23 protein-coding genes are annotated in these 21,958 nt (G+C 60.7%); 9 read left to right on the forward strand and 14 right to left on the reverse strand.

The features are described from left to right. The 7 genes from N826_RS43040 to N826_RS40000 all read right to left on the reverse strand — a co-directional run. On the reverse strand, positions 1–1,375 hold a 1,375-nt coding region (locus N826_RS43040), incomplete at its 3' end, for an acyltransferase family protein (RefSeq protein ID WP_157599341.1). Position 1,376: 1 nt separating this feature from the next. Further along, a complete protein-coding gene (locus N826_RS14130; RefSeq protein WP_044429819.1) occupies positions 1,377–1,925 on the reverse strand; it encodes a hypothetical protein in 549 nt (182 codons plus the stop codon). After that, complete coding sequence (locus tag N826_RS14135) at positions 1,922–2,413, reverse strand: hypothetical protein (protein WP_147040745.1); 492 nt, start codon at positions 2,411–2,413, stop codon at positions 1,922–1,924. Before N826_RS14135 ends, N826_RS14130 begins: the two co-directional genes overlap by 4 nt. Positions 2,414–2,430: 17 nt before the next feature. Beyond that, positions 2,431–2,946: a hypothetical protein gene (locus N826_RS14140; protein WP_147040747.1), complete on the reverse strand. Its 516-nt coding sequence runs from the start codon at positions 2,944–2,946 to the stop codon at positions 2,431–2,433. A 37-nt stretch (positions 2,947–2,983) separates the two neighbouring features. Beyond that, the gene (locus tag N826_RS14145; RefSeq protein ID WP_044429822.1) at positions 2,984–4,018 is read right to left on the reverse strand and encodes an alpha-ketoacid dehydrogenase subunit beta; all 1,035 of its coding nucleotides are present in this window, start codon (positions 4,016–4,018) and stop codon (positions 2,984–2,986) included. A gap of 61 nt (positions 4,019–4,079) precedes the next feature. Beyond that, the gene (locus tag N826_RS14150; protein ID WP_044429823.1) at positions 4,080–5,057 is read right to left on the reverse strand and encodes a thiamine pyrophosphate-dependent dehydrogenase E1 component subunit alpha; all 978 of its coding nucleotides are present in this window, start codon (positions 5,055–5,057) and stop codon (positions 4,080–4,082) included. 174 nt (positions 5,058–5,231) lie between these two features. Beyond that, positions 5,232–5,975: a glycosyltransferase family 2 protein gene (locus N826_RS40000; RefSeq protein ID WP_052831236.1), complete on the reverse strand. Its 744-nt coding sequence runs from the start codon at positions 5,973–5,975 to the stop codon at positions 5,232–5,234. Between the two features lie 332 nt (positions 5,976–6,307). Here N826_RS40000 and N826_RS14160 point away from each other — a divergent pair, with 332 nt between their 5' ends. The 3 genes from N826_RS14160 to N826_RS40010 all read left to right on the forward strand — a co-directional run bounded on the left by N826_RS14160 (position 6,308) and on the right by N826_RS40010 (position 11,002). Further along, entirely contained in the window at positions 6,308–8,131 is a 1,824-nt protein-coding gene (locus N826_RS14160; RefSeq protein ID WP_044429824.1) for a hypothetical protein, read from the forward strand. Between the two features lie 1,149 nt (positions 8,132–9,280). Continuing rightward, a complete protein-coding gene (locus N826_RS40005; protein WP_084720748.1) occupies positions 9,281–10,330 on the forward strand; it encodes a lysylphosphatidylglycerol synthase transmembrane domain-containing protein in 1,050 nt (349 codons plus the stop codon). A 135-nt stretch (positions 10,331–10,465) separates the two neighbouring features. After that, the gene (locus N826_RS40010) at positions 10,466–11,002 is read left to right on the forward strand and encodes an NUDIX hydrolase (RefSeq protein ID WP_052831240.1); all 537 of its coding nucleotides are present in this window, start codon (positions 10,466–10,468) and stop codon (positions 11,000–11,002) included. 190 nt (positions 11,003–11,192) lie between these two features. Here the strand turns inward: N826_RS40010 and N826_RS14180 are convergent, their stop codons facing one another. Further along, a complete protein-coding gene (locus tag N826_RS14180) occupies positions 11,193–12,065 on the reverse strand; it encodes an aldose 1-epimerase family protein (RefSeq protein WP_044429826.1) in 873 nt (290 codons plus the stop codon). 155 nt (positions 12,066–12,220) lie between these two features. Between N826_RS14180 and corA the strand changes: the two genes are divergently transcribed. After that, positions 12,221–13,183 carry a magnesium/cobalt transporter CorA gene (corA, locus tag N826_RS14185; RefSeq protein WP_211099285.1) on the forward strand — a complete coding sequence of 321 codons (963 nt, stop codon included), beginning with the start codon at positions 12,221–12,223 and terminating at the stop codon, positions 13,181–13,183. Next, entirely contained in the window at positions 13,174–14,157 is a 984-nt protein-coding gene (locus tag N826_RS14190) for an NAD(P)-binding domain-containing protein (RefSeq protein ID WP_147040748.1), read from the forward strand. Before corA ends, N826_RS14190 begins: the two co-directional genes overlap by 10 nt. 24 nt (positions 14,158–14,181) lie before the next feature. Here the strand turns inward: N826_RS14190 and N826_RS14195 are convergent, their stop codons facing one another. Both N826_RS14195 and N826_RS44180 read right to left on the reverse strand, forming a co-directional pair. After that, positions 14,182–14,514, reverse strand: a complete 333-nt coding sequence (locus N826_RS14195; RefSeq protein WP_044429831.1) for a globin family protein — start codon at positions 14,512–14,514, stop codon at positions 14,182–14,184. Positions 14,515–14,763: 249 nt separating this feature from the next. Continuing rightward, positions 14,764–15,180 carry a phasin family protein gene (locus tag N826_RS44180; RefSeq protein WP_044429834.1) on the reverse strand — a complete coding sequence of 139 codons (417 nt, stop codon included), beginning with the start codon at positions 15,178–15,180 and terminating at the stop codon, positions 14,764–14,766. Between the two features lie 374 nt (positions 15,181–15,554). On the opposite strand from N826_RS44180, the gene N826_RS45240 reads away from it, so the two are divergent. The 3 genes from N826_RS45240 (at position 15,555) to N826_RS14215 (ending at position 17,728) form a co-directional block, all read left to right on the forward strand. Beyond that, on the forward strand, positions 15,555–16,046 hold the full coding sequence (locus N826_RS45240) for a hypothetical protein (RefSeq protein ID WP_052831242.1): 492 nt from the start codon (positions 15,555–15,557) through the stop codon (positions 16,044–16,046). 75 nt (positions 16,047–16,121) lie between these two features. Then, a complete protein-coding gene (locus tag N826_RS14210; protein ID WP_084720750.1) occupies positions 16,122–17,063 on the forward strand; it encodes an aldo/keto reductase in 942 nt (313 codons plus the stop codon). Beyond that, positions 17,063–17,728 (forward strand): DUF6064 family protein, encoded by a 666-nt coding sequence (locus N826_RS14215; protein WP_044429837.1) that lies wholly within the window; start codon positions 17,063–17,065, stop codon positions 17,726–17,728. The genes N826_RS14210 and N826_RS14215 overlap by 1 nt, the downstream gene beginning before the upstream one ends. On the opposite strand, the gene N826_RS14220 is transcribed toward N826_RS14215, so the two are convergent. Further along, complete coding sequence (locus N826_RS14220) at positions 17,705–18,553, reverse strand: helix-turn-helix domain-containing protein (RefSeq protein ID WP_044429840.1); 849 nt, start codon at positions 18,551–18,553, stop codon at positions 17,705–17,707. The two genes, N826_RS14215 and N826_RS14220, sit on opposite strands and share 24 nt — an antisense overlap. A gap of 19 nt (positions 18,554–18,572) precedes the next feature. Further along, a complete protein-coding gene (locus tag N826_RS14225) occupies positions 18,573–19,412 on the reverse strand; it encodes an alpha/beta fold hydrolase (RefSeq protein WP_044429843.1) in 840 nt (279 codons plus the stop codon). Between the two features lie 222 nt (positions 19,413–19,634). Here N826_RS14225 and N826_RS14230 point away from each other — a divergent pair, with 222 nt between their 5' ends. Continuing rightward, positions 19,635–20,324, forward strand: a complete 690-nt coding sequence (locus N826_RS14230) for a tellurite resistance TerB family protein (protein WP_084720751.1) — start codon at positions 19,635–19,637, stop codon at positions 20,322–20,324. A 70-nt stretch (positions 20,325–20,394) separates the two neighbouring features. Here the strand turns inward: N826_RS14230 and N826_RS14235 are convergent, their stop codons facing one another. Together N826_RS14235 and N826_RS14240 are read right to left on the reverse strand one after the other, a co-directional pair. Next, positions 20,395–20,583 (reverse strand): hypothetical protein, encoded by a 189-nt coding sequence (locus N826_RS14235; protein WP_044429846.1) that lies wholly within the window; start codon positions 20,581–20,583, stop codon positions 20,395–20,397. A 554-nt stretch (positions 20,584–21,137) separates the two neighbouring features. Next, positions 21,138–21,953 carry an anti-sigma factor gene (locus N826_RS14240; RefSeq protein WP_044429849.1) on the reverse strand — a complete coding sequence of 272 codons (816 nt, stop codon included), beginning with the start codon at positions 21,951–21,953 and terminating at the stop codon, positions 21,138–21,140. Positions 21,954–21,958: the final 5 nt, after the last annotated feature.

Raw genomic sequence — 21,958 nt, forward strand, 5'->3', positions numbered from 1 at the left:
TCGCCGTCGCCTGACTGCTCAAAACCCGCCAATACCGTGAGCAATTACATTGGAGCAGCCCTGGCACAAACATCATGGAGAATACGACTGCCGCTGGTCCGACAACGGATATCCACCCCCAATTGATGCGGGCACGGGCGAAAGTGAGCGCATCAAGCATCGGCGAACTCCAACGGCCGGAGGCGGCTATGCTGTCGAAGCTCTCTTTCAATGACAGGAAAGGCCGTTCAACGCAAAAATGGGCAAGCGTCGAGAGGAGTAACAACACGGCTATAATGGCAATGGTCCTAAGCGACTCGTAGATCCATGAGTCAGGAGATGGGGTGACTTGCCCATACTCGTAAATCTCGAGGAGATAACGAGCAATCGCGAAGGCGGGAAGATGGAGGAGATAAATTGCGAAGGATAGCCGGCCAAGCACTCGGAATGGTGATGATCGGAGCAATTTAGCTGCAATGCTGGTGCGATTATAAAATACCCAGATTAGCAGTGAAGAAAAGATTGCCGCCATAATCATATATGCTCCGGATGACCACCATAAATAAGGTGACCAGAGAGAAAAATGCCAATAATACCCGAATATCGGTATTATCAATATAAAAACTACACCAAAATATTTTGATTTTATTAAATTAATTACTGAATTATTCTGAATATGATTGTGAGCACATATTCGTCCTGCGATTGCACCCAAGAAAAATATCTCAACATAACTGAGAGAAAAGTAATACATGCTGAAGGGGATACCATGGGGATTGCCTGGGCCAAGATAATACATTAGGAAGGTACGGATCAGCAATGCGCCAAAGCAAACTATTATTATATAGCTTGCCTTCTTTGATTTAGTAAATAATAAAAACAAAAAAGGAAATACGGCGTAAAATTTCTCCTCAACATTGATTGACCAGATCACTCCAAAAAAATGTGGAATTCTATCGAAAACCAACGGCCCAAATCCAAATCCGGACATGTTGAGATTGAAAAACAGCAAGAATGGAACCAGGCCAAGATTCCAAAACCATTCCAAAGTCATATGCTCGATAACATGACTGGTTCCTCTGAAAGGACCGGCAGGGCCGGCGAGCACGACAATGAAAATCATCGTTGCGACATAGAGCGGCCAGATTCGAAATACTCGCCGAAGGTAGAACTTCGCGATCCTGATCTTACCATCGTGCATTTCTTCAAGAGTCAGAAGATAACTCATCAAAAAAGCTGACAGAGAAAAGAAAAATGATACCGCCATATTGGCAGTGGAAAACCCGTTCAGCCAAGTATCCGGAAAAAGGTGGGTAAGTGCGACGGTAAGCGCAGCCAGTCCTCTGAGACCGTCGAGCTCCGGTATCCAGGTTGAGCCTGAAGTTCTAGCCTTCATCCTAAAAAGTCCCTGGCACCGGTAATTCACGTGAGTTCAGCGAAAGTCCTTCCATGTCCATTCCAAGAGCCGCAGGCACCTCGTAGGTGCTCATGACCAAAAGGATGCCGGCGTCTGGCGATATCCGTGCCAGCGACCAGATGAAGGCCTGTCGCATCCAACCCGGCGATAGGGGGGCGACAGCCCTCAAACACGCCGTGATTCCAAGCAATGCGAAGATCATCGTAGCCCGTACCGAGCAGGCGTCTATCTTCGAAGACAACTGATTCTGAGCAAGGCCAGCACCATCAAGAGCGATCTGGAACGCCGTGTGCGTCAGTCCACCAACCTGGCCTTGGGAGAAATGCGGCGCCCCGTAAAATCTGAGTATGCTTAAGCTGTAGAAGTAACTATAGCCGACGTTTTCCTTATAATCGGCGCTGGGTGGTATCGCTTTGACAACAAATTCCACTGGTAGCCATGCAATGGATATCACCGTGACCATGCTCGGAATGACTGTTGGCCACCACGCCGGTGTCGAACGAGACATACTGCCATGGCGCATGGTCATCGGAAATTTCCCCGGGCCGGCGTCCGAAAAGTTTCTGGATCGGTGTGGCGGAAGAATAGCTGAAGCCTTCGGAAGGTGCTGTTCAGCTTGTCACCTTGCGGTGTGAGGATAAGAATGCCGGCCGGAGTACGCTGCATAAGGCCTACCTGAATTAGGTTCCCGATCCTTTCCTCCACCATCATCTTGGGATGGTAGCGCTCGGCGACGGTTTGTTCCGGCAAGGCGCCGTGGCGCAGCCGGAGTAGCATGGAAGCCGAGATGCTGCTCCCGACCATGGTGAAGAAGAAAATGTATAGTTCGCACAGGAAGGCGTAGCAAAGCGCCGTCGCAATCAACCCTGACCCAAGTCCCCCTTCCAAATAGAGTTGGGCGAGCATGACGCAGCCGGCGATGCCGCCGATGAGGACGAACTTGTGGACAGACGTTCCGGGCAATCGTAACCGGCAGGCGACAGCGAGAACGGCGATGGCTGTGCCGAGATAGGCCAACGGAATTGTAACAGTGCTCATGGTTTCGGCCGGGGTCCATGGACTGTCCAGGTCAGCCCCGCAAGTACGGAGCTGACCACATGACCCATGAAGGTCAGTTCGAGGCGGTCGCCAGACGACCGCCGGATCAACCCGAGGAGAGCCAGCCCAGAGGTTCGATCCTGGTTCTTTCGGGCGCCGATCGCTTCAAGTTCGGCGAGAACCCGAATCAATCCTTCCGCATCCTGGTTTTTCAGCCGGTCAAGGATGCTCAAAGAGAAACCTCCTTGTGCCAACGACCAGAGTTCCAGGAACGATAGGCTGTAGATGCCATGAACTGCGGCAGCGCCGACCAGCGCGGCAACTTGGCCGGTCACCGCCGCCGCGGCCAGAGCCGCCAATATTGCCATAAGGAAGGACACAAAGTGGTAGAGGAAGATCCACCGCTCCTGCCGGAACGGTGCCCACTCCCTGAACACAACCACGTATGCCAAAAAATGACCAACAACATACGCCAAAGTGCCGATCATGGCTATCAGTGTGGCATCTGTCATGGCAGTCCATTTCTGGCACATGCGCTAACGCTGACGATCAATACGGCCCCTTGAAGTCGTCGGCGAGGTCGATGTCGCCGAGATGGCTGTGGGTCCGTCCGAGAGTCGCGAGAACCGCACGGGCAATAGTCGAAGCCTTCGGGTAGAAGGCAGCTTCCAGAGACATGGAAACCGGCGCAGGGCAGTCGGCAAGTGCGATGCGGCGCACGGGGGCCTTCAGGCTGTGGAACGCCTTTTCGGCGGCCAGGGCTGCGATCTCGCTGACCACACCACAGAGTTCCCAACTAGTGTCGGCGACGACCAGACGGCCTGTCTTGCGAACGGAGGAGAGGATGGTCTCCTCGTCCAGCGGCCGGATCGAGCGCAGGTCGACCAGCTCGACCGAGACACCTTCCTTGGCCAACTCCTCGGCTGCGCGCATGGCCTCGATCACCATGAACGACGTGGCCACGATGGTCACGTCGGTCCCTTCCTGGACCACGCGGGCTTTACCGATCGGCGTCGGCACATAGGCCTCGTCCACCGGGCCGGAAATGCCGTACAGCGTCCGGTGCTCGAGAATCACGGTCGGGGCGTTGCTCTGCAAGGCGGCGATGGTCAAGCCCTTGGCATCCTGAGGCAGGGCCGGAAGAACGACCTGAAGACCGGGAAAGTGAGCCAGCAAGCTTTGCAGGCTTTGGGAATGGGTAGCCCCCTGACCCCATCCCTTGCCGACCACGGCGCGCACGACGACGGGAACGCTGCCAGCATTGCCGCCATACATGTAGCGCCACTTGGCGGCCAGATTGATCAGTTGGTCAAAGGCAAGGAACATGAAATCGTTGCGCGGATGCACCATCATCGGGCGCTTGCCCATGGCGGCGGCGCCGATGCATATCCCTGTCATGGCATTTTCCATGGCGGGCGAGTCGAAGACCCGCTCCGGCCCGAAACGGCGAGTCGCTTCGACGGTCGACCCGAAGATACCGGATGCATAATCGACGGCGATGCCGGTGACGAAAATACTGGAATCGCGCTCCATTGCCTGAACCAAGCCTTCTGACAAAGCCTCGTAGTATTTCAGCTCACGCATATCAATAGTCCTCGGGAATCAACACGGAGGTTAATGGAACGATGCTGTTCTAGTCGTTATGCTAGTAAATATTATCGAACAGGTTTTGCGCTTCCGGCCACGGCGCTTGCTTCGCTGTCAGCACGGCAACGCGAATTTCCGATTCGACCTCCTCCGTCCATCGGGCTATCTGGGCCTCCGACGCGATGCCGCGGCTCTGGAGTCGTTCGCCGGCCAGCTTGACCGGGCAGTGCTCGATCCACTTGTCCAATTCCGCCTTGGTCCGGTATGTGCGGCCAAGTTCATGGTCGAAACCGGGGCCGACATGCTCGCGCCAGCGGTAGGTCATGCATTCCAGGAAAACCGGACCGTTGCCTGCCCGGATCGACTCGACCGCCCGTGTGGCAGCTTCGAAAACGGCGATCGTGTCATTGCCGTCCACTTTCTCGGCCGTCACCTTGAAGGCGCGTGCGCGCTCGCAGAGTTCGGTGCCGGTCGGCTGCCGAGTCGACAGCGGGCTCTCGGTTGAATAGAGATTGTTTTCGCAGACGAACAGGACCGGCAGCTTGCGCAACGCCGCGTAGTTCATGCTTTCGTAGAAGACCCCTTCCTCGCATGTCGCTTCACCGAAGAAGGTCACCGCGACGCGGGACGAGCGGTCCATTTGAAAGGCCAAGGCCGATCCGGTGGCAACCGCGATGGTCTGGCCCAGGATGGCGCTGCTGACGACGAAGCCCTTGTCCACCGCCGTCAAGTGAACCGATCCGCCCCGGCCGTTGGCGCAGCCGGTCTCGCGTCCGTAAAGCTCGGCCGCAAGGCCGGCAACGCTGCCGCCCTTGGCCAGATAGTGGTTATGACAGCGGTGGTGGCTGTAGACGACATCGTCAGGCAGCAACGCCTCGCAAACTCCCGAGGCCACCGCCTCCTGGCCAACCCCGAAATGGGTCGGCGTACGCATTTCCTGCTCGCTGTAGAGAGCGGCCAGGGACTCCTCGGCGCGGCGCAGCCGCAGAACCGACTTGAACAGCCGTATCTCGACATCGGGTGTGACAGTGCCCATTCTCAAGCCTCGTTAAAGAAGGCGCGCCGGATATTCTTCGGCGCGCGCTTTTTGCTTTCCATCGGGGTAAAGTGCGGACGCGGTGTGACGGCACCGAGGGCGGAACTGCCCCGGAACCGCATGCCATCAGCGACGGCGTGCCGCAGCTCTCGGCTTCACGCGCTGGTCACCCCATCATTGGGGAACCTTGGTGCTGATCTTGCTGCTGTCGAAGCGGATGATTTCCCAAACCAGCGTCAGGAGCGTCTTTCCAACATTCGCCAGGTTGCGGAGTCGCAGGGCACTCGATTTGTTCGTGTTCTCGGCGCCCTGCACGCCAATCTGCACACAGCTGCATCCTGCCTTCAGCAGCTTGGTCATGACCTCGCCCTGGAAGGCGAAGCGAGTGCTGCTGATCGTGATCTGCCGCAGCAGAGCAGTGCGGTGTACGGCCAAACCATTATAATATTTGATATTTTGCCTGAATAGAAGGTTCAGCAATCCCGTGTACGAGCGTGACATGACATAGCGGGACGGCGTCTTGATCCGTTTCAGGTTGACCATGTAAGGCGCGATGATATCGGCGGAGCCGATCGCATCGAAGATCGGGGGAAGGCTGCTGGCCGGCAGTCCACCGTCACCGCATAGCAGCATCAGATACTCGAACTTGGCCTGCGCGATGCCCAACTTATAGGCGGAGCCCAAACCCTGGTTCCGTTCGTTATGCACGACGCGGACCTTGGGGTGACCGTCCGCAATTTCGTTCATTATCGCCCCGGTACGGTCGGTGCTGCCGTCGTTGACGAGAATGATTTCGAAATCTTGAAAGCGATCCTCAAGAACGGCAACGATATCGCTGACGATGTCGGCAACGACCTCTTCCTCATTCAGAGCGGGAACGACTATGGAAATGGACTGACTGGAATTGATTTTCGTCATCTGAACCCTTCGAATTCACTGCTGCTTCCATGATTGAGGCCGAAGACGCTAGTGCGATATGATTAACCTAATCGGCCGAGTTTCCGGACCACGCCTGCCAAATATGCTGATTTGAAGTATTGCATTATCGAAAAGATTATGTCAACTGGGGTAATCCAATCAGGGCGCGCGACAAAGCGCTGCTTCAGGATACGCGTGAGGGCTATCCAGGCTGGGGCTCCTGTCTGGAGACAGGCTTGTCCTGTGGCTCACGGGTCCGCCAAGCAAATCAAATGAATGTTTCAGGTGAGGAATGAAAAATAAATTCTCATAATGTTGTTCAGGATTCTGTAATGGACATCAAATATCGGCCGTTAGCGCTGGCCTGTTTTATTGCCGTGCTGTATGTTTGGGCATTTAGTCAAATTCCAGTTATTGCACTGCCTCACTGGGGACATGACGATGGTCTCTTTGTTCGGCTAGCTCGCAACCTGACGCAAACGGGATGGCTCGGCGTTTACGACTCCACCACCCTGATTAAGGGACCGATGTTCCCGGCATGGCTCGCCCTGAACAATGCGCTCGGTCTTCCGCTGCGATTCAGCCAGGCGTTGCTGAATGTCCTCGCCGCCGGTGTGGCCGTTTCGGCTCTACGTCCCATGATAAGGCAGGAAGGCGTGGCGGTGGCCATATTCGCGGCCCTGCTGTTCAATCCGTTCGTCTATAGCGGCAAGCAGCTTCAAGTGCTCCGCGAAATAACCTACCTGCCTCTCACGGTCCTGATCCTTGGACTCGGCTTCTGGTGGCTGCGCCTTCAGGATCGCGCATTGGCCCGCCGGGTTCCGCTGGCCATGGCCATGGGCGTGACCCTGTTCTTCTACTGGACGACGCGCGAAGAGGGAATATGGATCGTGCCGGCATTGGCGGCCGGACTCTTCCTCGACTTGGGGGGGCGATGGCGATCGAGCGAGATCGGATGGCAGGAAATGCGGCGCGAGGCGGTGCTGGTGGCGTTGACCGCGATCATTCCATTCCTTGGCATACAGGCGATTTCCATCATCAATCATAAAGCCTATTCCATCTACAGCGTGGTGGAATTCAAGAACAGCAAGTTCCTGGCCGCCTACAGCGCGCTCTACCGGGTGCGTCACGACAACGATGGCGACCGTGTCGCCGTTCCCCGTGAGGCGTGGCGGGAGATTTATCCCTTCAGCCCCGCTGCCCGAGAACTCCAGCCCTATGTCGATGGAGAACTGTTCCGGGACTGGGCGGAAACGGGCTGTTCAAGTTCACGCATCGTTCCATGCCATGGCGAGATTTCGGTCGGGCATTTCATGTACGCGCTGCGAGATGCCGTCTGGCGCGCCGGGTACCAGGACGGCCCGAGCGGCGAGGCGTTTTACGAGCGACTCGCGCATGAGGTCGATTCGGCTTGCGCCGACGGCCGGCTGTCCTGCCGGCCTCCGCGATACGGCATCATGCCTCCCATGGATGTCGCGACCGTCCTCCGATCATTGAGGCTCATGCCGGAAGCGGTGGCCGTTTTGGTGGGACTCCGGGAGTTGTCCATAGAGGAGCAGGCCAGCGACGGCCCCATTCAGATGCTGATGCCCTTCCTCGATTATATAAGGGCAGATGGCTTCCCGCTCGAAGACGACTTCTCGGAGGAATACTACCTTCTGCAGAACCCCGATGTCGCTGCAGCCGTGCGTAGAGGCGATCTGAAGAGTGGGGGCGAGCACTACAAACTTCACGGCAAGCAAGAAGGGCGTTCCGGCACAGGGGTCAGGTTGACACGCAACGAACAGCCCGGCCGAACAGTCATGAGCCTCCTGAGTGCTCTAGGCCGGGCCTATCAGTTGTTGATCCCGGTCGCCACGGCACTCGGGCTGGCCGCTTTCGGATGGCGGCTCTGGATAGCAGTCGGAACGGGCCGATTTCCGCTTCCCCTGATTGTGAGCGCGATGCTTTTGGCAGTCGTGGTCAGTCGGCTGTCGCTGGTCTGTATACTGAGCGTTTACGGCATGGCGATCATCAGGGAGCAGTATCTGGCGCCGGCGTCGGGCGCCCTTATCCTGTTCTCGATCATCTCTTGCAGTGATGCGGTCAATCACCTGCTGGACCGATACCGGGGGGGAAAGCCGGATCGGGCGGCCAAGCACCCGCTAGTGAATTGACTCATTCCGAAGATACAGTGCGTCGGATGAGTTCATAGAAGATGTCCTTTGGCACTCTGGTTCAGACAGGGGCTTTGCCTTGCCGGCGTGATCGCGGATGTAGAGCCGGATGCGCCGACGGACCATCTCAGCGTGGGACTTCCACGCAGCGCTCCCGTCGAACGACAGCACCCGGGAGTGGCGGGGTGGCTCCCTGCAGGGATGGACGCAGTCCTCGACCTTATCGGCACCGGCTGGATCGATGGACTTCTCTACAACTACTTCAATGCACTAGCGGGTGAAACGCAGCACCATGCCGCTATTACCGGGTTTCGCGCCAGTTATGCGATGATATGGCGTTCCACCCGCAGAGCTTGCGTTCGGCACAAGCTCTCCGCTGACAGGATCCTGTCCCGCCGATGCCAGCATCCTTGCAGCGTCGCGCAACAAGTCGAGTTCTTCCACGGTAACACAGTCGACTGAATGAAGTTTACCCGCAAGCCGACTCAAAGCGCCGGCGTAAAATCGAGGATGAGCCATAGGTCACCGATGTATCGTGTCTGGGAATGTCACTAAACAAGAGAGGCGATCATGTCTTCGTTTCCAAGATGAGCGCCCATGTTCAAGGTGACACGGAACTTGTTGCCTGCCAATCATTCTTAGTAAAATACCACTTAATTGGTGAAAATTAATAATCCATAAGGGGTTTGATCATCAGCTGTTATAGGTAGAGGTTTGCCGATTAGAATATGGAGAACAGAAGTGATGCGGCAGCATGCCACTCCCAAATGCAACCGATAGGCATCGGCAGCGACGATGCGTTAAGACTTTGTATGTAAGTCATAGATCAGATCATAGCGTTCCAAGGATGGTAGGTTGCCGATCATGAGCATGGTGCAGTGGATTTCGAGAAGCGCCGCAACGATAGACGGAAATACCGATGGTCGAGCCGATCTGCGGCAGTCGAGATTCCCGTGTCACGGAAGTCCATGATGCGCCCATAGGGGAGCATTCGCAGAGCTTCCCAACCATTGCCGCTGCGCTTGAAGCGACCTGCACCACGCTGCAAGTGGTCACATCGGCGATCATACCCGATGCAATCCGCGCCCGATTCCAATGGATACGCGCCTCGCCGGTCAACAGGGAGCGGCACTCCACGCCGGTAGTTAGATGAAAAATATGAATTCCATATCAATGGCGAGGGTGTCGATGGTCAAGTACGGTCTCCTGGCAGCCAAGATGGCGATCAGCGTTGGCTTGGTGGTCTGGATCGCGACCCAGATGAAGATCGGTGACGCGTTCCTGCAATTATCGATGATTTCTCCTACTGTCGTGGTCGCCGCCACAGCGGTCATCGCCCTGCAAATGTTCATAAGCGTCGTGCGCAACAGCGTGACGCTCACATTGACGGGCAGTCGACTGCCCGTCCGACAAGTGGGCGTCAACGTGCTGGTCGGCGCCTTCTTCAGCCAGACCATGATCTCGTTCGTCGGCGGGGACGCCATGCGCATCCTTGGGCTGACCCGCCGTGGGTTACCGATTCGCACCGCATCGGCTGCCATTTTGCTTGATCGCACCTATGGTCTGATAGGGCTGCTGTTGCTGGTAGCGGTCTGCATGTCCGCATTGGTCAAGGTCATCACTGATCCAGCGATACGTTCCGGTATCACGCTGGCACTCGTCATGGGCTTTTCGCTTACCGCGGCGTTCCTCATGCTTGGCAGGTTGCCACAAAGTTTCCGTGACCTGCCACGTTTCGGTGTGATCGCGGACATGGCCTCGGTCAGTCGCTATTGCTTCATGCGTCCAGGGGCTTCACTGCTAATCCTGGCGCTGAGTTTCGTAACGAATATTTTCAATGTTGTGGTTGTCTGGCTGGTCGCCACGGACCTTGGGGCTTCGGTCAGCTTCCTGTCTTGTCTGATCGTCGTTCCTCCGGTTCTTTTCCTCTCCATGCTGCCAATCTCTGTATCAGGGTGGGGAGTGCGCGAAGGCGCAATGGTTGTTGCATTCGGCTATCTGGGGGTCGCATCGGACGAGGCATTGGCCACCTCGTTACTGTTCGGCCTTCTAGTGCTCGCGGCCGGCTTGCCTGGAGGGTTGCTCTGGCTATTGGAGCAGCATCGCTACCCACCCGGCGGCAAGTCGTCCGGTGGCGCTCCTCCCGCCAATACCCCGGCCGGCGATGTGGCGGACGGTGTCGGCATACCCGTCTCGTGACCCCGCGACATGCCACCAGCCCTTCACGATGCAAAATTCTCATGAGGCAATTGGAGAACTCCCTGTGCGTGGATTTACGGGACCAGGAAAAGGTGAACTGCGGATAACCGTGCTCTGTTCAGGGGCCTTGGCAAGATGATGCCGCCAAAAATCGGCGATCCAGTCGAAATGCTGCAAACCCCTTTCGTGAGGATTGTTCGCTTTCCCGCGGATTTTGGGGAATTCAGGAAAAACTACGATGTCGTAGTTTTCGGGCCTCGTGCTGGAGTGGTGGCAGTGAATGGCGATCGGATTCTGATGATCCGCCAGTACCGGTTTCTGCCCAATGCCTTATCATGGGAGATTCCCGGTGGAACGGTGGAACCGGGTGAGGATCCCGCAGTCAGCGCGCAACGCGAGTGCCTGGAGGAAACTGGGGTTTTATGTGAAGACCTCAATCCATTGATCACCTATTGGCCCGGTCTGGACAACGTTGACAATGAAACAACTATCTACAGCTGTATAAAAAGCCGGCAGGTGCATCCTTTCCAGCCTAATCCTTCAGAAGTGGTCGAAATCGCGTGGATGCCGCTGATGGATGTCATGGGAATGGTCATGGGTGGTGAGATAAAGGATGTTTTCACACAAACTGCAATGCTGAGCTTCGCCTATTCCAGACTCCGAAGCGGTTGAAGCGACCTTGTCCCCGTGCATCACCTACATTAAGCCGCTTATGTATTTTGCTGACGACGCGGAAATTCCTCGGATGTCATAGGGTCCATCTACCCCAAGGTCGAACCCGATCGATTTCGATCAAAGAAGCTGATCCAGCCCATTGCCTCGTCGGCTATGGGAGGCGTTTAGCGGGAGCAAGGTCATTTCTTCAGGCTATCGTGACGCGGTAGCCCAGCTCCAGCACCTCTCCCGGCGGAATGTGCATCAGACCGGGCTTTTGCGAGAAGTCTCCGTCGAAACCGGCGGGAGAGGTGAATCCCCGCCAAGGCTCGATGCAGAGGAAATCGCCGCCCGCCTTCGACCATAGGCCGAGCTGTTCGAATCCCGTCCAGGAGACCTCGATGACCGGTGCATCCGGCGTGCCCGGCGCGGCGTAGCGGACGGACCGGCTCGCCGGGTGCCTGAGGATCAGGGCGTCTTCGGCGAAAAGCGCCTCGTTCAGACGCAGCCGGCGTCCCTCGACCGGAGTCGGGAAACCGGTGTCGCCGAGCAGGCCGTTGTCCAGGCGGCTCACCGGCGCCGGCTCGTCGGTTTCGAACGTGATTTCGTGGGCATCCTTCGGGATGCCGTCGGCGAGCGGCCAGCGGAAGGCGGGGTGCGCGCCGAGCGATGCCGGCAACTCGACATCTCCTGGATTCGACAGCCGGTATCGGATGTCCAGCGACTCGTCTTCCAGCGCATAGGCGATGTCGAGTCGGAAGGCGAAGGGATAGCGCGTCCGCGTTTCCGCGTCGTCGGTCAGCGACAGGCGGCAGCCGAGCGGGCCGTGTTCCTCCCAGGTGAAGCGGCGGTCGCGGGCGAAGCCGTGCTGGGTCATGGGATAGCTTACCCCACCATGATGCAGGCGGTCGTCCTTGAGCCGTCCCACGATCGGGAACAGCACCGGCGCATGGCGTGGCCAGACGGGACCAGCCTGCCAGAGCAGTTCGGTGCCGTCGGCGGCGCGCAGCGAGCAGAGCTCGGCCCCATCGGCCTTGATGACGGCGCTGAGGCGCCCGTTGTCGATTGTGTGCTGATCCACCCCGATATCTCTCCACTGGCGACGTTCCGGTTCCGGCAGCCCGGCCGGTCCATCTTTACCACCGCTCGACAGGTGTTGCCGACCCCCCTGATCGTCCCCATGATTGGAGCTTCCTTCCCCACGGGGAGCGCCAGCGGGGTGATCGAATAATGGGAATGGTGGTTGATAGTGCCCTCTATGTCGGCGGGCATCGCGATCGGTCCGTCGGCATCGATGTGGCGAAGCCGCCCGAGCAGCCGGACCATTTCGTCTGGATCGGATTGCTGGAACCCAGCGAGGAGATGCTGCGCACCGTTCAGGCCCGGTTCGGTCTTCACGATCTGGCGATCGAGGACGCTCATCGTGCCCATCAGCGGCCCAAGCTGGAAGTCTACGACCATTCCCTGTTCGTCGTGCTACGCACGGCCGAACTGAAGGGCGGCAAGGTCGATTGCGGCGAGACCCATGTCTTCATCGGCCCCGGCTACGTCATCACCGTCCGGCACGGCGCCTCGTCTTCCTACGCGGAAGTGCGGAAGCGGGCGGAAAGCGTGCCGGGGATGCTCGGCAAGGGCATCGACTTCGTCCTCTACTCGATCATCGACTTCGTCGTGGACAACTACTTCCCGATCGTCGAGACCCTGGAGGCGGAGGTCGAGGAGACGGCGGAGGGAGTCCTGACGGCGGCCTTCTCGCCGGAGAAGATCGCCCGAATCTACGAGATCCGACGCGAGCTTCAGCTCCTGCGCCGGTCGGTGACGCCGTTGATCGAGATGGCGGGGCGGCTGGCCCGCGTCGAGGTGCCGCTGATCGACAGCGACCTCAAGCCCTACTTTCGCGACGTCCAGGACCATACGACCCGTCTGACCGAACGGATCGAAAACCTCCGCGAGTTGTTGGCTTCGGCATTGGAGGCCAATCTGCTGATCGTGTCGATCCGCCAGAACGAGGTGATGAAGAAGCTGGCGGGATGGGCGGCGATCCTGGCGGTCCCGACCGCCATCGCCGGCATCTACGGCATGAACTTCGAACATATGCCGGAACTGAAGTGGGAGATGGGATATCCCGCCGTGCTGGTCGCGATTATCGTGATCTGCGCATACCTGTATGTGCGGTTCAAGCGCAGCGGATGGCTCTGACAAGCGCTCTGAGACGGGCAACGAAGAATAAGGGGAGAAAAGAAATGGCGAAGGAACGCATCGGGTTCATCGGCGTCGGGCTGATGGGGCATGGGATGGCCGCCAACATCGTGGACAAGGGCTGGCCGCTGACGGTGATGGGCCACCGCAACCGCGAGCCGGTCGAGGACCTGAAGCGTCGGGGCGCCGCCGAGGCGTCGACCCCGCGCGAACTGGCCGAAGCCAGCGATATCGTGGTGATGTGCGTGACCGGCAGCCCACAGGTCGAAGCCGTGGTCAACGGCCCGGACGGGCTGGCGTCGGCCGGCAAGCCGCTGCTGATCGTCGATTGCTCGACATCGGAACCGTCGGTCACCACCCGGCTCGCTGCCGAGCTGGAGCCGAAGGGCATCGTCCTGATCGACGCGCCGCTCGGCCGCACGCCGAAGGACGCCTGGGAAGGAACGCTGGACGTCATGGCCGGCGGCGCACCGGAGCATGTCGAGCGGGCGCGGCCCGTGCTGGAGGCTTTCGCCGGCCGGATATTGCCGACGGGGCCGACGGGGACCGGTCATACCATGAAGCTGCTCAACAACTTCCTGTCGATGGGCTATGCGGCGCTCTATTCGGAAGCCCTGACGATGGGCGCCAAGGCCGGGCTGACGCCGGCGGTGTTCGACAGCGTGATCCGGGGCGGCCGGATGGATTGCGGCTTTTACCAGACGTTCTTCAAATGGGTTCTGGAGCGTGATCCCAACGCGCACCGGTTCACGCTGCGCAACGGGTTGAAGGACATGACCTATATGGCGTCCTTCGCCAACGCGGCCGGGGCCGCGAACCCGTTGGGTGCGGCCGTCCGGAACTCGTTCGCCATGGCTGTCGGGGCGGGGCGGGGAGATGAATATGTCCCTCGCCTGTCCGACATCGTGGCGGAGCTCAACGGGACATCCCTTGCCGTGGGCCAGGATGCCGAGAAGGCTCCCGGCAAACCCTGACTCGCGGAGGATGCCGCCGAAGGTTCAGCGGGAAGCGAAGGGACGCAGCGGACGGCGCTCGACGATCGGGCCGCTGCGGACCACTTCCAGAGGCGGACGCTCGCGGCCGGTGGAGAGGGTCCGGGGCCGCGGGGCCGAGTCGTAGTCGCGCTTTTCGGCGATCTGGAAGATGCCGGCCTCGACCGGAAGGCTCTCGGCCAGAATCACGGTGGCATTGAGCGAGATCACCTTGGCGGCATCGCCGGAGCGGCCCTCGAAATTACGCAGCAGGCCCGACGCCAGATACTCCTTGATCTTGGCGGCGTTGCAATTCAGCCAGTGGGCAGCCTGCTCGACGGTAATGGCGATGTCACGCATGAGGATCTCCAAATCATTGCCGGTTCCGGAGCGCCGCCTCTAAATCGAGGGCCGTCCGGCCGGAGGAACAAGTCACAAAAGGGTGCCGCGATCCGGCACCAGCACTCGAACCCGATGGGGCGTGGCCGTACCAGGAAGGCGGTACGTCGCCCTGTCGGCGGGCGCCGATCCGGCACCTTCAAAAAACCGGTCGCTCGTTTCCGGTCCCCAGCCACGGCCGCAATGCCGTGGCTCGGAACTATACGGAAATCAGGCGGCCTTGGCGGTGCGCTCGACGGTCTTCGGCTTCTGGGCGACGCTCTTGATCTCGTCCAGGCTGGCGACGACGCGGCGGCTCAGGATGTCGGAAGCCTCGGTGGTCACCTTGGTCAGGATGTCCTGAAGCTCACGGGCGTTGGAGACGTTCTTCTCGTAGGCGGCCTTGACCAGGTCGGCCTGCTTGACCAGATTGTCCTCGACCTTGGCGGTCGGGGCGGCCGTGGTCAGCAGCGACTGGAACTGCTCCATCTGCTGACGGGCGATTTCGCTCTGGCGCTTGGCGACGGTCTGGAGACCCTGGGAGAAGGTCTGGCTGGCGGCGGTGAACGCCTCGATGTTCTTGCGCTGAATGTCGAAAATGGTGCCGAAGTCGAAGTTCGGGACCGAGAAGCCTTTGATCGCGCTCATGGATGTGTTTCCTGTCCTGTAAGATGATAACAAGTCGGGTCGCCGTGCCATCGGGCCTCGAAGCGCCCCATTTCCTTGCTGCACTGCAACATGAGAGCAATCGGCAAAAGGTTCAAGGAGAATCATCGAATTTTTTGGGGCAAACGGTGAAAAAAATGGCTGCCGTGTACACAAGGTCAGCAATCGGCTGGTAGAACCTGCCCGATAGTGTAAGGACAGGATCGTTTCGTGCTTTGATGAAATGCCCAGTTGCGGCCGGCGCGGATCCTTTAGGCGGCGGTCAGTTGCAAACCGATGAATTTTCAGGGCGGTAGCTTCGTTATGGCTCAGGGAAAAATGGTGTGGCATGGTGGCTGCCTTGGGAAAGGGGCATCATGAGCACCGGAGGAAGGCGCAAAAGCAGTTACCGGCCGCAGCTCGATCCGTCCGGGGAGAGCGTGCATTACACCGCTACGACTCCGGCGGGTGGTGCGGAGCGCTGCCGGGATTGCGGACGCAAGCACGGGACGGTCGTGCGCTGCCTAGCCGACGGACGCTGGTTCGATGCCGACGACCAGACCTGGCGAGACCGGCGCGGCCGGCGGGCCGAGTGGCCCAACGTGGTCGAGTACAGCGAGGTGCGGGACCTTCCGGTAGCGGTGCGGCAGGTCAGGCTGTCCGGCGACACCAGCGCCAAGCTGACGAAACTGTGCCGGCGCTGCCAGATGAGCCGGGAAGCCGTGCGCAACGCCATCCGCAGCCGGATCAGGGCCTTGAGCCGGCGGGCGCTCGGCGACCTTTTCCTGGGCGGCTACGGCGAACCGGACGAGATCGAGCGGTTCAAGGTCCTATCCAGGCAACCGAAGAAAACCAGCCGGCCCCTCTGACGCCGGCAGGACGGAGATCCATCTTCGACAGCAGGGCCGCGTGCAGCGGCCGTCAACGACGAAGGGGATTTTTCGATGACGAGGCATTCCGTCCTCAGCCGCCGAGCCCTGCTTGCCCTGATGGCCGCCGGCAGCACCGCCATGCTGGCGCCCGGTCTTTCCCGGGCGCAAACCGGCGGGCCGGAACCGAGACCGGGACTGCGCCGGATCCCCTCGACCGGGGAGCAGGTGCCGGCGGTCGGCCTCGGTACCTGGATCACCTTCAATGTCGGCGCCGACCCAACCTTGCGCGACGAATCGGCCGATGTCATGGACGCCTTCTTCAAAGCGGGCGGCCAGATGATCGACAGTTCGCCGATGTACGGTTCGGCGCAGGAAGTGGTCGGTTACGGCCTGCGGAAGCTGGGCCACCCGCAGGCCCTGTTCTCCGCCGACAAGGTCTGGATCTCGTCGCCGGCGGCAGGGCCGGGGCAGATCGAGGAGTCGCGGCGGTTCTGGGACATCCCCCGGTTCGACCTGCTCCAGGTCCATAACCTGCTCTCCTGGGAAAGCCATCTGGAAACGCTGTTCGCCATGAAGGCGGAGGGCAAGCTGCGCTATGTCGGCATCACGACCTCCGAAGGCCGGCGCCATGGCGAATTCGAGCGCATCATGGCGTCCCAGCCGCTGGACTTCGTCCAGGTCAGCTACAACGCGCTGGACCGGGAGGTCGAACGGCGAATCCTGCCCCTGGCGCAGGAGCGCGGCATCGGCGTCATCGTCAACCGGCCGTTCCGCCAGGGCAGCCTGACCCGCAGCCTGGAGGGCGAGGCGCTGCCGGACTGGGCGGCGGAGATCGGAGCGGCGACCTGGGCGCAGTTCCTCTTGAAGTTCATCGTCTCCCATCCCGCCGTCACCTGCGCCATCCCGGCGACGACGCAGGTGGCCCATGTGACCGAGAACATGGCGGCTTCCGCCGGCCCTATGCCGGACGAGGAGATGCGCCGGCGCATGGCGGCCTTCGTCGAGGATATCTGATGTCGGAGTGGTGGACCTATTCGCTCTCCGACTTCCTGCTGTTTTCGCCCCGCACATATTACCGGCTGTTCGAATTGTACAATGCCGCTCTTTGGCCGGCGCATCTGCTGGCGGCGGTGGCGGGGCTGGCCATTCTGGCCTGCATGCTGCGCGGAGGCAGGGGATGGAGAGCCGCCTGCGTGCTTCTTGGGGCGTGCTGGCTCTGGGTGGGTTGGGTCTTCCTGCTCGACCGCTACGCCACGATCAACTGGGCGGCGGCATGGTTCGCCGGCCTCTTCGTGGTCCAGGCGATTCTGCTGGTGCTGACCGGAGCCGCCGCTGGATCGTCCGGGGAAATGTCCCGATCGCGTGGAGCAGCGGCGATCACGTTGCTGGTCTTCGCCCTGGCAGTCTATCCTTCGATCGGCATAGCCGTAGGACGGCCCTGGACCCAGGCGGAGGTTTTCGCCATGGCGCCGGACCCGACCGCGCTGGGAACGCTGGGTTTCGCCCTGCTGGCGCCGACCGCCGGACGGCGCTGGCTGCTGCTGGCCATCCCGTTGCTGTGGTGCGCGATCTCGGGGGCGACGCTCTGGACGATGGAGGCACCGGAGGCGCCGGTCCTGCCCGCCGCCGGTCTCGTGGCGCTGATCGTCGCGGCATCACGGCGCCAGGGCGCTGCGTAGCGCCTCGGCGGTCGGGCCGTCGGCCGGGAAGAAGGCCTCGATCGCCAGTTCGGACAGGGTGACGTCCACGGCGGTCCCGAACACCGTGGTCGTGCTGAAGAAGCTGAGCAGACCGGCGTCGGTGCGCAGGCGGAGAGGCACGACGACATCGGCGTGACCTCCCGCCATGCCGGCGTCCGGATTGGCTTCCAGCCCGGATGAGCCGGGTACCGGCAGCGCCTTCAACTCGGCGTGGAGCGATGTCAGCACCGGATCGCCGCTGACATCGACCTGCCGGGCCAGCCGGGTCAGCACATGGCCGCGCCACTGGCCGAAGTTCTCGATCCTGGGGGCCAAGCCTTCGGGGTGGAGGCTCAACCTCAGGACGTTGACCGGCGGCCTCAGCAGGTCGGACGCCGCTCCGGCAAGCAGGGGGCCGACGGCGCGGTTCGCGGCGACAAGCGTCCAGTGCCGGTCGATCGCCAGTGCCGGATAGGGTTCATGCCCGGCGAGGACCAGATCGACCGCCTCGCGGGCGGCGCGCAGGGCCGGATCGTCCAGCCCATGCTCGGGGTAGACGGGAGCATATCCCGCCGCCACCAGCAACCCGTTCCGCTCCCTCAAGGGGATGTCCAGCCGCTCCGCCAGATGGATCACCATGGAGCGGCTGGGCAGCGACCTGCCCGTTTCCAGGAAGCTGACATGCCGGGTGGAAATGTCGGCGGCGCAGGCGAGGTCCAACTGGCTGAGACCTCGCCTGCGCCGCCACTGGCGCAACAGCTCCCCGACCGGCGGTGCCCTGCGGAGGATGGAGCGGGTGTCGGACTGCCGTGCGCTTTCCGCCATTGCCGGACCTTTCTCGGTTTCATGAAGCCGCGAACGCGGCCAGATCGCGGTTCAGCCGCTCCCTGTGGGTGATGAACAGCCCGTGCGGCGCCCCTTGGTAGATCTCCAGCCGCGCTCCGGGTATCAGGTCCGCCGTCGGACGGCCGGCCAGATCGATGGGGGAGGATATGTCGGCATTCCCCTGGATGACCAGCACCGGCAAATCGATCGTCTTCAGCTCTTCGCGGAAGTCCTCCCGCACCAGCATGCGGTGGCAGTCCAGTACCGCCTTCAGCGAGGTGCCGAGCGCCATCGACTTGACCCACTCCACCGTCGCCTGCGAGGTCTCCGGCAGGACGAAGGGGCGGGCGTTCTCCTCGACCCAGAGCGGGAAGTCCTGCTGGAAAGCCCGGTGCAGGTCCTCCAGCACGGCCTCGTCGAAACCGTGGGGATTGTCGGGCCGGCGCATTACCAGCGGCGTCGTCGGGGCGATCGAGACCAGCCGGCCGACACGGGCGGTTCCGTGGCGCGTCACGTAGCGGACGATCTCGGCTCCGCCCATGGAAAAGCCCACGAGCGTCACGTCGCGCAGGTCGAGCGTGTCGAGGACGGCGGCCAGATCGTCGGCCAGCGTGTCGAAGTCGTAGCCGCGTCCGGGATCGCTGGAGCGTCCGTGGCCGCGCCGGTCATAGGCGACGCAGCGGAAACCCTGCTCCGCCAGGGCCGCCATCTGGTAGCTCCAGCTTTCCGACGGCATCACCCAGCTTGCCACGAAGACTACAGGCTTGCCGGTACCCCAGTCGCGGTAGAACAGCGACGTGTCGTCGCTCGTCCGGATGAAGTCCGGCATGGTGGCGGCGACCGAAAGCGCATGACCCATGGCTGAATCTCCTGTCGTTGCGACCTCCGGCCGATCCGGGGTCGGGCACAGGATCGTCCATGGAGCGGGTGGCGGTCGATTACGTCGCAGGTAACGGCATGCGCATTTTCCGACTTTTGTCCCCATCCCGAGAGGGCAGCACCTCCTTGTACTGAACCCCCTGAGCGCCAGCTTGTTAACCATTACAAGCGCGCAAACATCTCAATATGCAGGGAGGCCGGAGTGGCTGATTTGAAGAAGGTCCTGGGGACCATGCTGGTTTCGGGATTGGCCGGGCGGACCGGCGGCCGGGGAGCGGCGCTGGCGACGGCGGCGCCGATGCTGCTTGGCGGCGGCACGACCAAGGCCGGCATGAGCCTCGGCAAGAAGGCCGGTCTGGCGGCCCTCGCCTATCTCGCCTACAAGGCCTGGAACGACAGCGGCAACGCCCAGCCGCAGGCGACGCCGGCGGCAGCGCCGGAGAAGAAGGGGGCGAGCGGGCCGTTCGGCGCTTTGTTCGATGCGCTGGGTGTCTTCCAGCCCAAGAACGAGGCCGACGAGGCGGCGGCTTCCGCCGCATTGCCCGGCATCGACGATGCCCAGGCGCTGCTCCTGATCCGTGCCATGATCGCCGCCGCGAACTCCGACGGACAGATCACTCCGGACGAGCGGGCGCGCATCCTCCAGCACCTGGACAAGGCAGGGGCCGGTGCCGAGGAGCGCCGGATCGTCGAGCAGGAGATCCAATCGCCGCGCCCACTGGACGAGATCATCCGCGACGTGCGCGACCAGGATACCGCCGAGCAGGTCTATCTGGCGTCGGAGATTGCGCTCAAGGGCGGCACGGCGACCGAGCAACGCTACCTGGACTTCCTGGCGAGCCGGCTGAATATCCCCGACCAGCGCCGCAAGGAACTGGACAGCATCACCTGATAGGCCAACAAGGCCAGGACGGGGAGGGGCCTTGCGGCTGGCACCTCCCCGCCGGTGCGGCTGTCAGCGGTTACTTGCCGCGCTTGCCGCCATGATCGTCATTGGCATCGTGACCGGCACCGTCATCGGCACCGTTCTTGGCGAAGGCAGCCTTCAAGACGATGCCATGGCTTGCAGCATCGTAGGTGAACGGAGCGGCGAACAGGCCGAGTACCAGGAAAGATAGACCGAAAGCAGTCGCGAGGGTGCGCTTCGACATAAAAGCCTCCATAGGTTGGTTGATTTGTTTTTCAGAGCATGGAAATCTTCTTCAAAGAGAACGACGCTGTTTGTGGCGTAGTTATCTGTTGAAATTATGGAGTTCATGTAAAGAACTTTTTTTCTCATTTCCCTGAGAGGCTGGTGTCTCACCGGCCTCTTCTAAACAACGATCCAGAAAGCCCGGAATTCCCTTTTGCCGATTTTTTCACTTAGGCATTTTGGGGATATTCCGGAGCCAATTTATGGGAGATGCCGCTCCCCATTGTCTCATAGCAGAAGCTGAAGAGTTTGACCGGCGGTCGGCAAGTGTTGGGCCACGGCCCAACCTACGAAACAGGAGCCTGTAGGTTGGGCCGTGGCCCAACAAACACTATCCACACAGGTCAATGTCTTCGGCCCATGGTCTCATGCAGGCCACTGGGGTCTGGACGGCGCCGGCTGTAAAACGATCGAGCGGCGGTATCGCAAAGGATACCGCAGCTCGATTTCCTGTAACTCGATGTCAAGTGCAGCCGGGTTTTTCGGGTCGGGACGTCCGAACAGGGGCCGGTGCTATCCCTCGTGAAGGACCCCTTCCTGCTGCGGGACTTCTCCCACTCCGACGCTGGTATCGACCTTGGCCGCGATCCGACGGACGCCGTCTTCGGTGAGGGCGCCGACTACGACATAGGTGTAGCCGTTCTCGTCCCAGACGCCGACATTCAAGCCTCGATGATGCTCGATGTTCAGCGGCTTGCTTTCGGTAGGGCCGAAGGTGACGCAAAGGGCAACGGGATCGCCGTGCTCACGCGACCAGAGCAACTGGGCGACGGGATAGGCGTCGATCGCCAGCAGGCGCGCGCCTTCGAACTTCAAGCCTTGTGACGACAGGTCGGGGACCTTCAGCGACCTGTTCAGCAGGGAGCCGAGCCATGCCTCGATATGCTCGCGGCGCTCGGCCGGCACTTCCGCCAGATGCTCGGTCTGGCGGGCGTAGACCAGATGATAGGCGGCGATCTCGTCCATCATGGCCGTACGTTCATTCATGGCGGCGGCGGTTTCGACCGGCCACGCATGATGATCCAGGGTGTAGTCGATCCCGGCGAGACAGATCAGCAGGACCGAAGCCGCCATCATCCGGTGCAGCCAAGGAGTCCGCGCCGGTGCCGGCCGCTTTTCGACCAGCTGCATCAGGCGGTCGGGAACTTCCTGGAAGTGGGACTCGGCGCAGGCCGCGCGCAGCAGTGCCGTGGTCTCGCGCATGCGCCTGACCTTGTACCGCGCTTGCGGGTCCGCGATCAGCAATCGATCGATTTCCCGGAGCTGGGCGGGGTCCAGTTCCCCGTCCACATAGGCTGCCAGCATTGCATCGTCTATGAACACGCTCATGGCAG

Origin of the sequence: Skermanella aerolata KACC 11604 (assembly GCF_000936425.1) — a bacterium.
Taxonomy (GTDB): Bacteria; Pseudomonadota; Alphaproteobacteria; order Azospirillales; family Azospirillaceae; genus Skermanella; species Skermanella aerolata.

Coding starts and splice junctions, on each gene's coding strand:
- N826_RS40000 (WP_052831236.1), bottom strand. CDS start 5,975: ATGACGAAAATCAATTCCAGTCAGTCCATTTCCATAGTCGTTCCCGCT.
- N826_RS14210 (WP_084720750.1), top strand. CDS start 16,122: ATGACGAGGCATTCCGTCCTCAGCCGCCGAGCCCTGCTTGCCCTGATG.
- N826_RS14190 (WP_147040748.1), top strand. CDS start 13,174: ATGGCTCTGACAAGCGCTCTGAGACGGGCAACGAAGAATAAGGGGAGA.
- corA (WP_211099285.1), top strand. CDS start 12,221: ATGGTGGTTGATAGTGCCCTCTATGTCGGCGGGCATCGCGATCGGTCC.
- N826_RS14220 (WP_044429840.1), bottom strand. CDS start 18,553: ATGGCGGAAAGCGCACGGCAGTCCGACACCCGCTCCATCCTCCGCAGG.
- N826_RS14235 (WP_044429846.1), bottom strand. CDS start 20,583: ATGTCGAAGCGCACCCTCGCGACTGCTTTCGGTCTATCTTTCCTGGTA.
- N826_RS14160 (WP_044429824.1), top strand. CDS start 6,308: ATGGACATCAAATATCGGCCGTTAGCGCTGGCCTGTTTTATTGCCGTG.
- N826_RS14145 (WP_044429822.1), bottom strand. CDS start 4,018: ATGCGTGAGCTGAAATACTACGAGGCTTTGTCAGAAGGCTTGGTTCAG.
- N826_RS14140 (WP_147040747.1), bottom strand. CDS start 2,946: ATGACAGATGCCACACTGATAGCCATGATCGGCACTTTGGCGTATGTT.
- N826_RS14225 (WP_044429843.1), bottom strand. CDS start 19,412: ATGGGTCATGCGCTTTCGGTCGCCGCCACCATGCCGGACTTCATCCGG.
- N826_RS40005 (WP_084720748.1), top strand. CDS start 9,281: ATGAAAAATATGAATTCCATATCAATGGCGAGGGTGTCGATGGTCAAG.
- N826_RS44180 (WP_044429834.1), bottom strand. CDS start 15,180: ATGAGCGCGATCAAAGGCTTCTCGGTCCCGAACTTCGACTTCGGCACC.
- N826_RS14150 (WP_044429823.1), bottom strand. CDS start 5,057: ATGGGCACTGTCACACCCGATGTCGAGATACGGCTGTTCAAGTCGGTT.
- N826_RS14240 (WP_044429849.1), bottom strand. CDS start 21,953: ATGAGCGTGTTCATAGACGATGCAATGCTGGCAGCCTATGTGGACGGG.
- N826_RS14130 (WP_044429819.1), bottom strand. CDS start 1,925: ATGACCATGCGCCATGGCAGTATGTCTCGTTCGACACCGGCGTGGTGG.
- N826_RS14215 (WP_044429837.1), top strand. CDS start 17,063: ATGTCGGAGTGGTGGACCTATTCGCTCTCCGACTTCCTGCTGTTTTCG.
- N826_RS40010 (WP_052831240.1), top strand. CDS start 10,466: ATGATGCCGCCAAAAATCGGCGATCCAGTCGAAATGCTGCAAACCCCT.
- N826_RS14195 (WP_044429831.1), bottom strand. CDS start 14,514: ATGCGTGACATCGCCATTACCGTCGAGCAGGCTGCCCACTGGCTGAAT.
- N826_RS45240 (WP_052831242.1), top strand. CDS start 15,555: ATGAGCACCGGAGGAAGGCGCAAAAGCAGTTACCGGCCGCAGCTCGAT.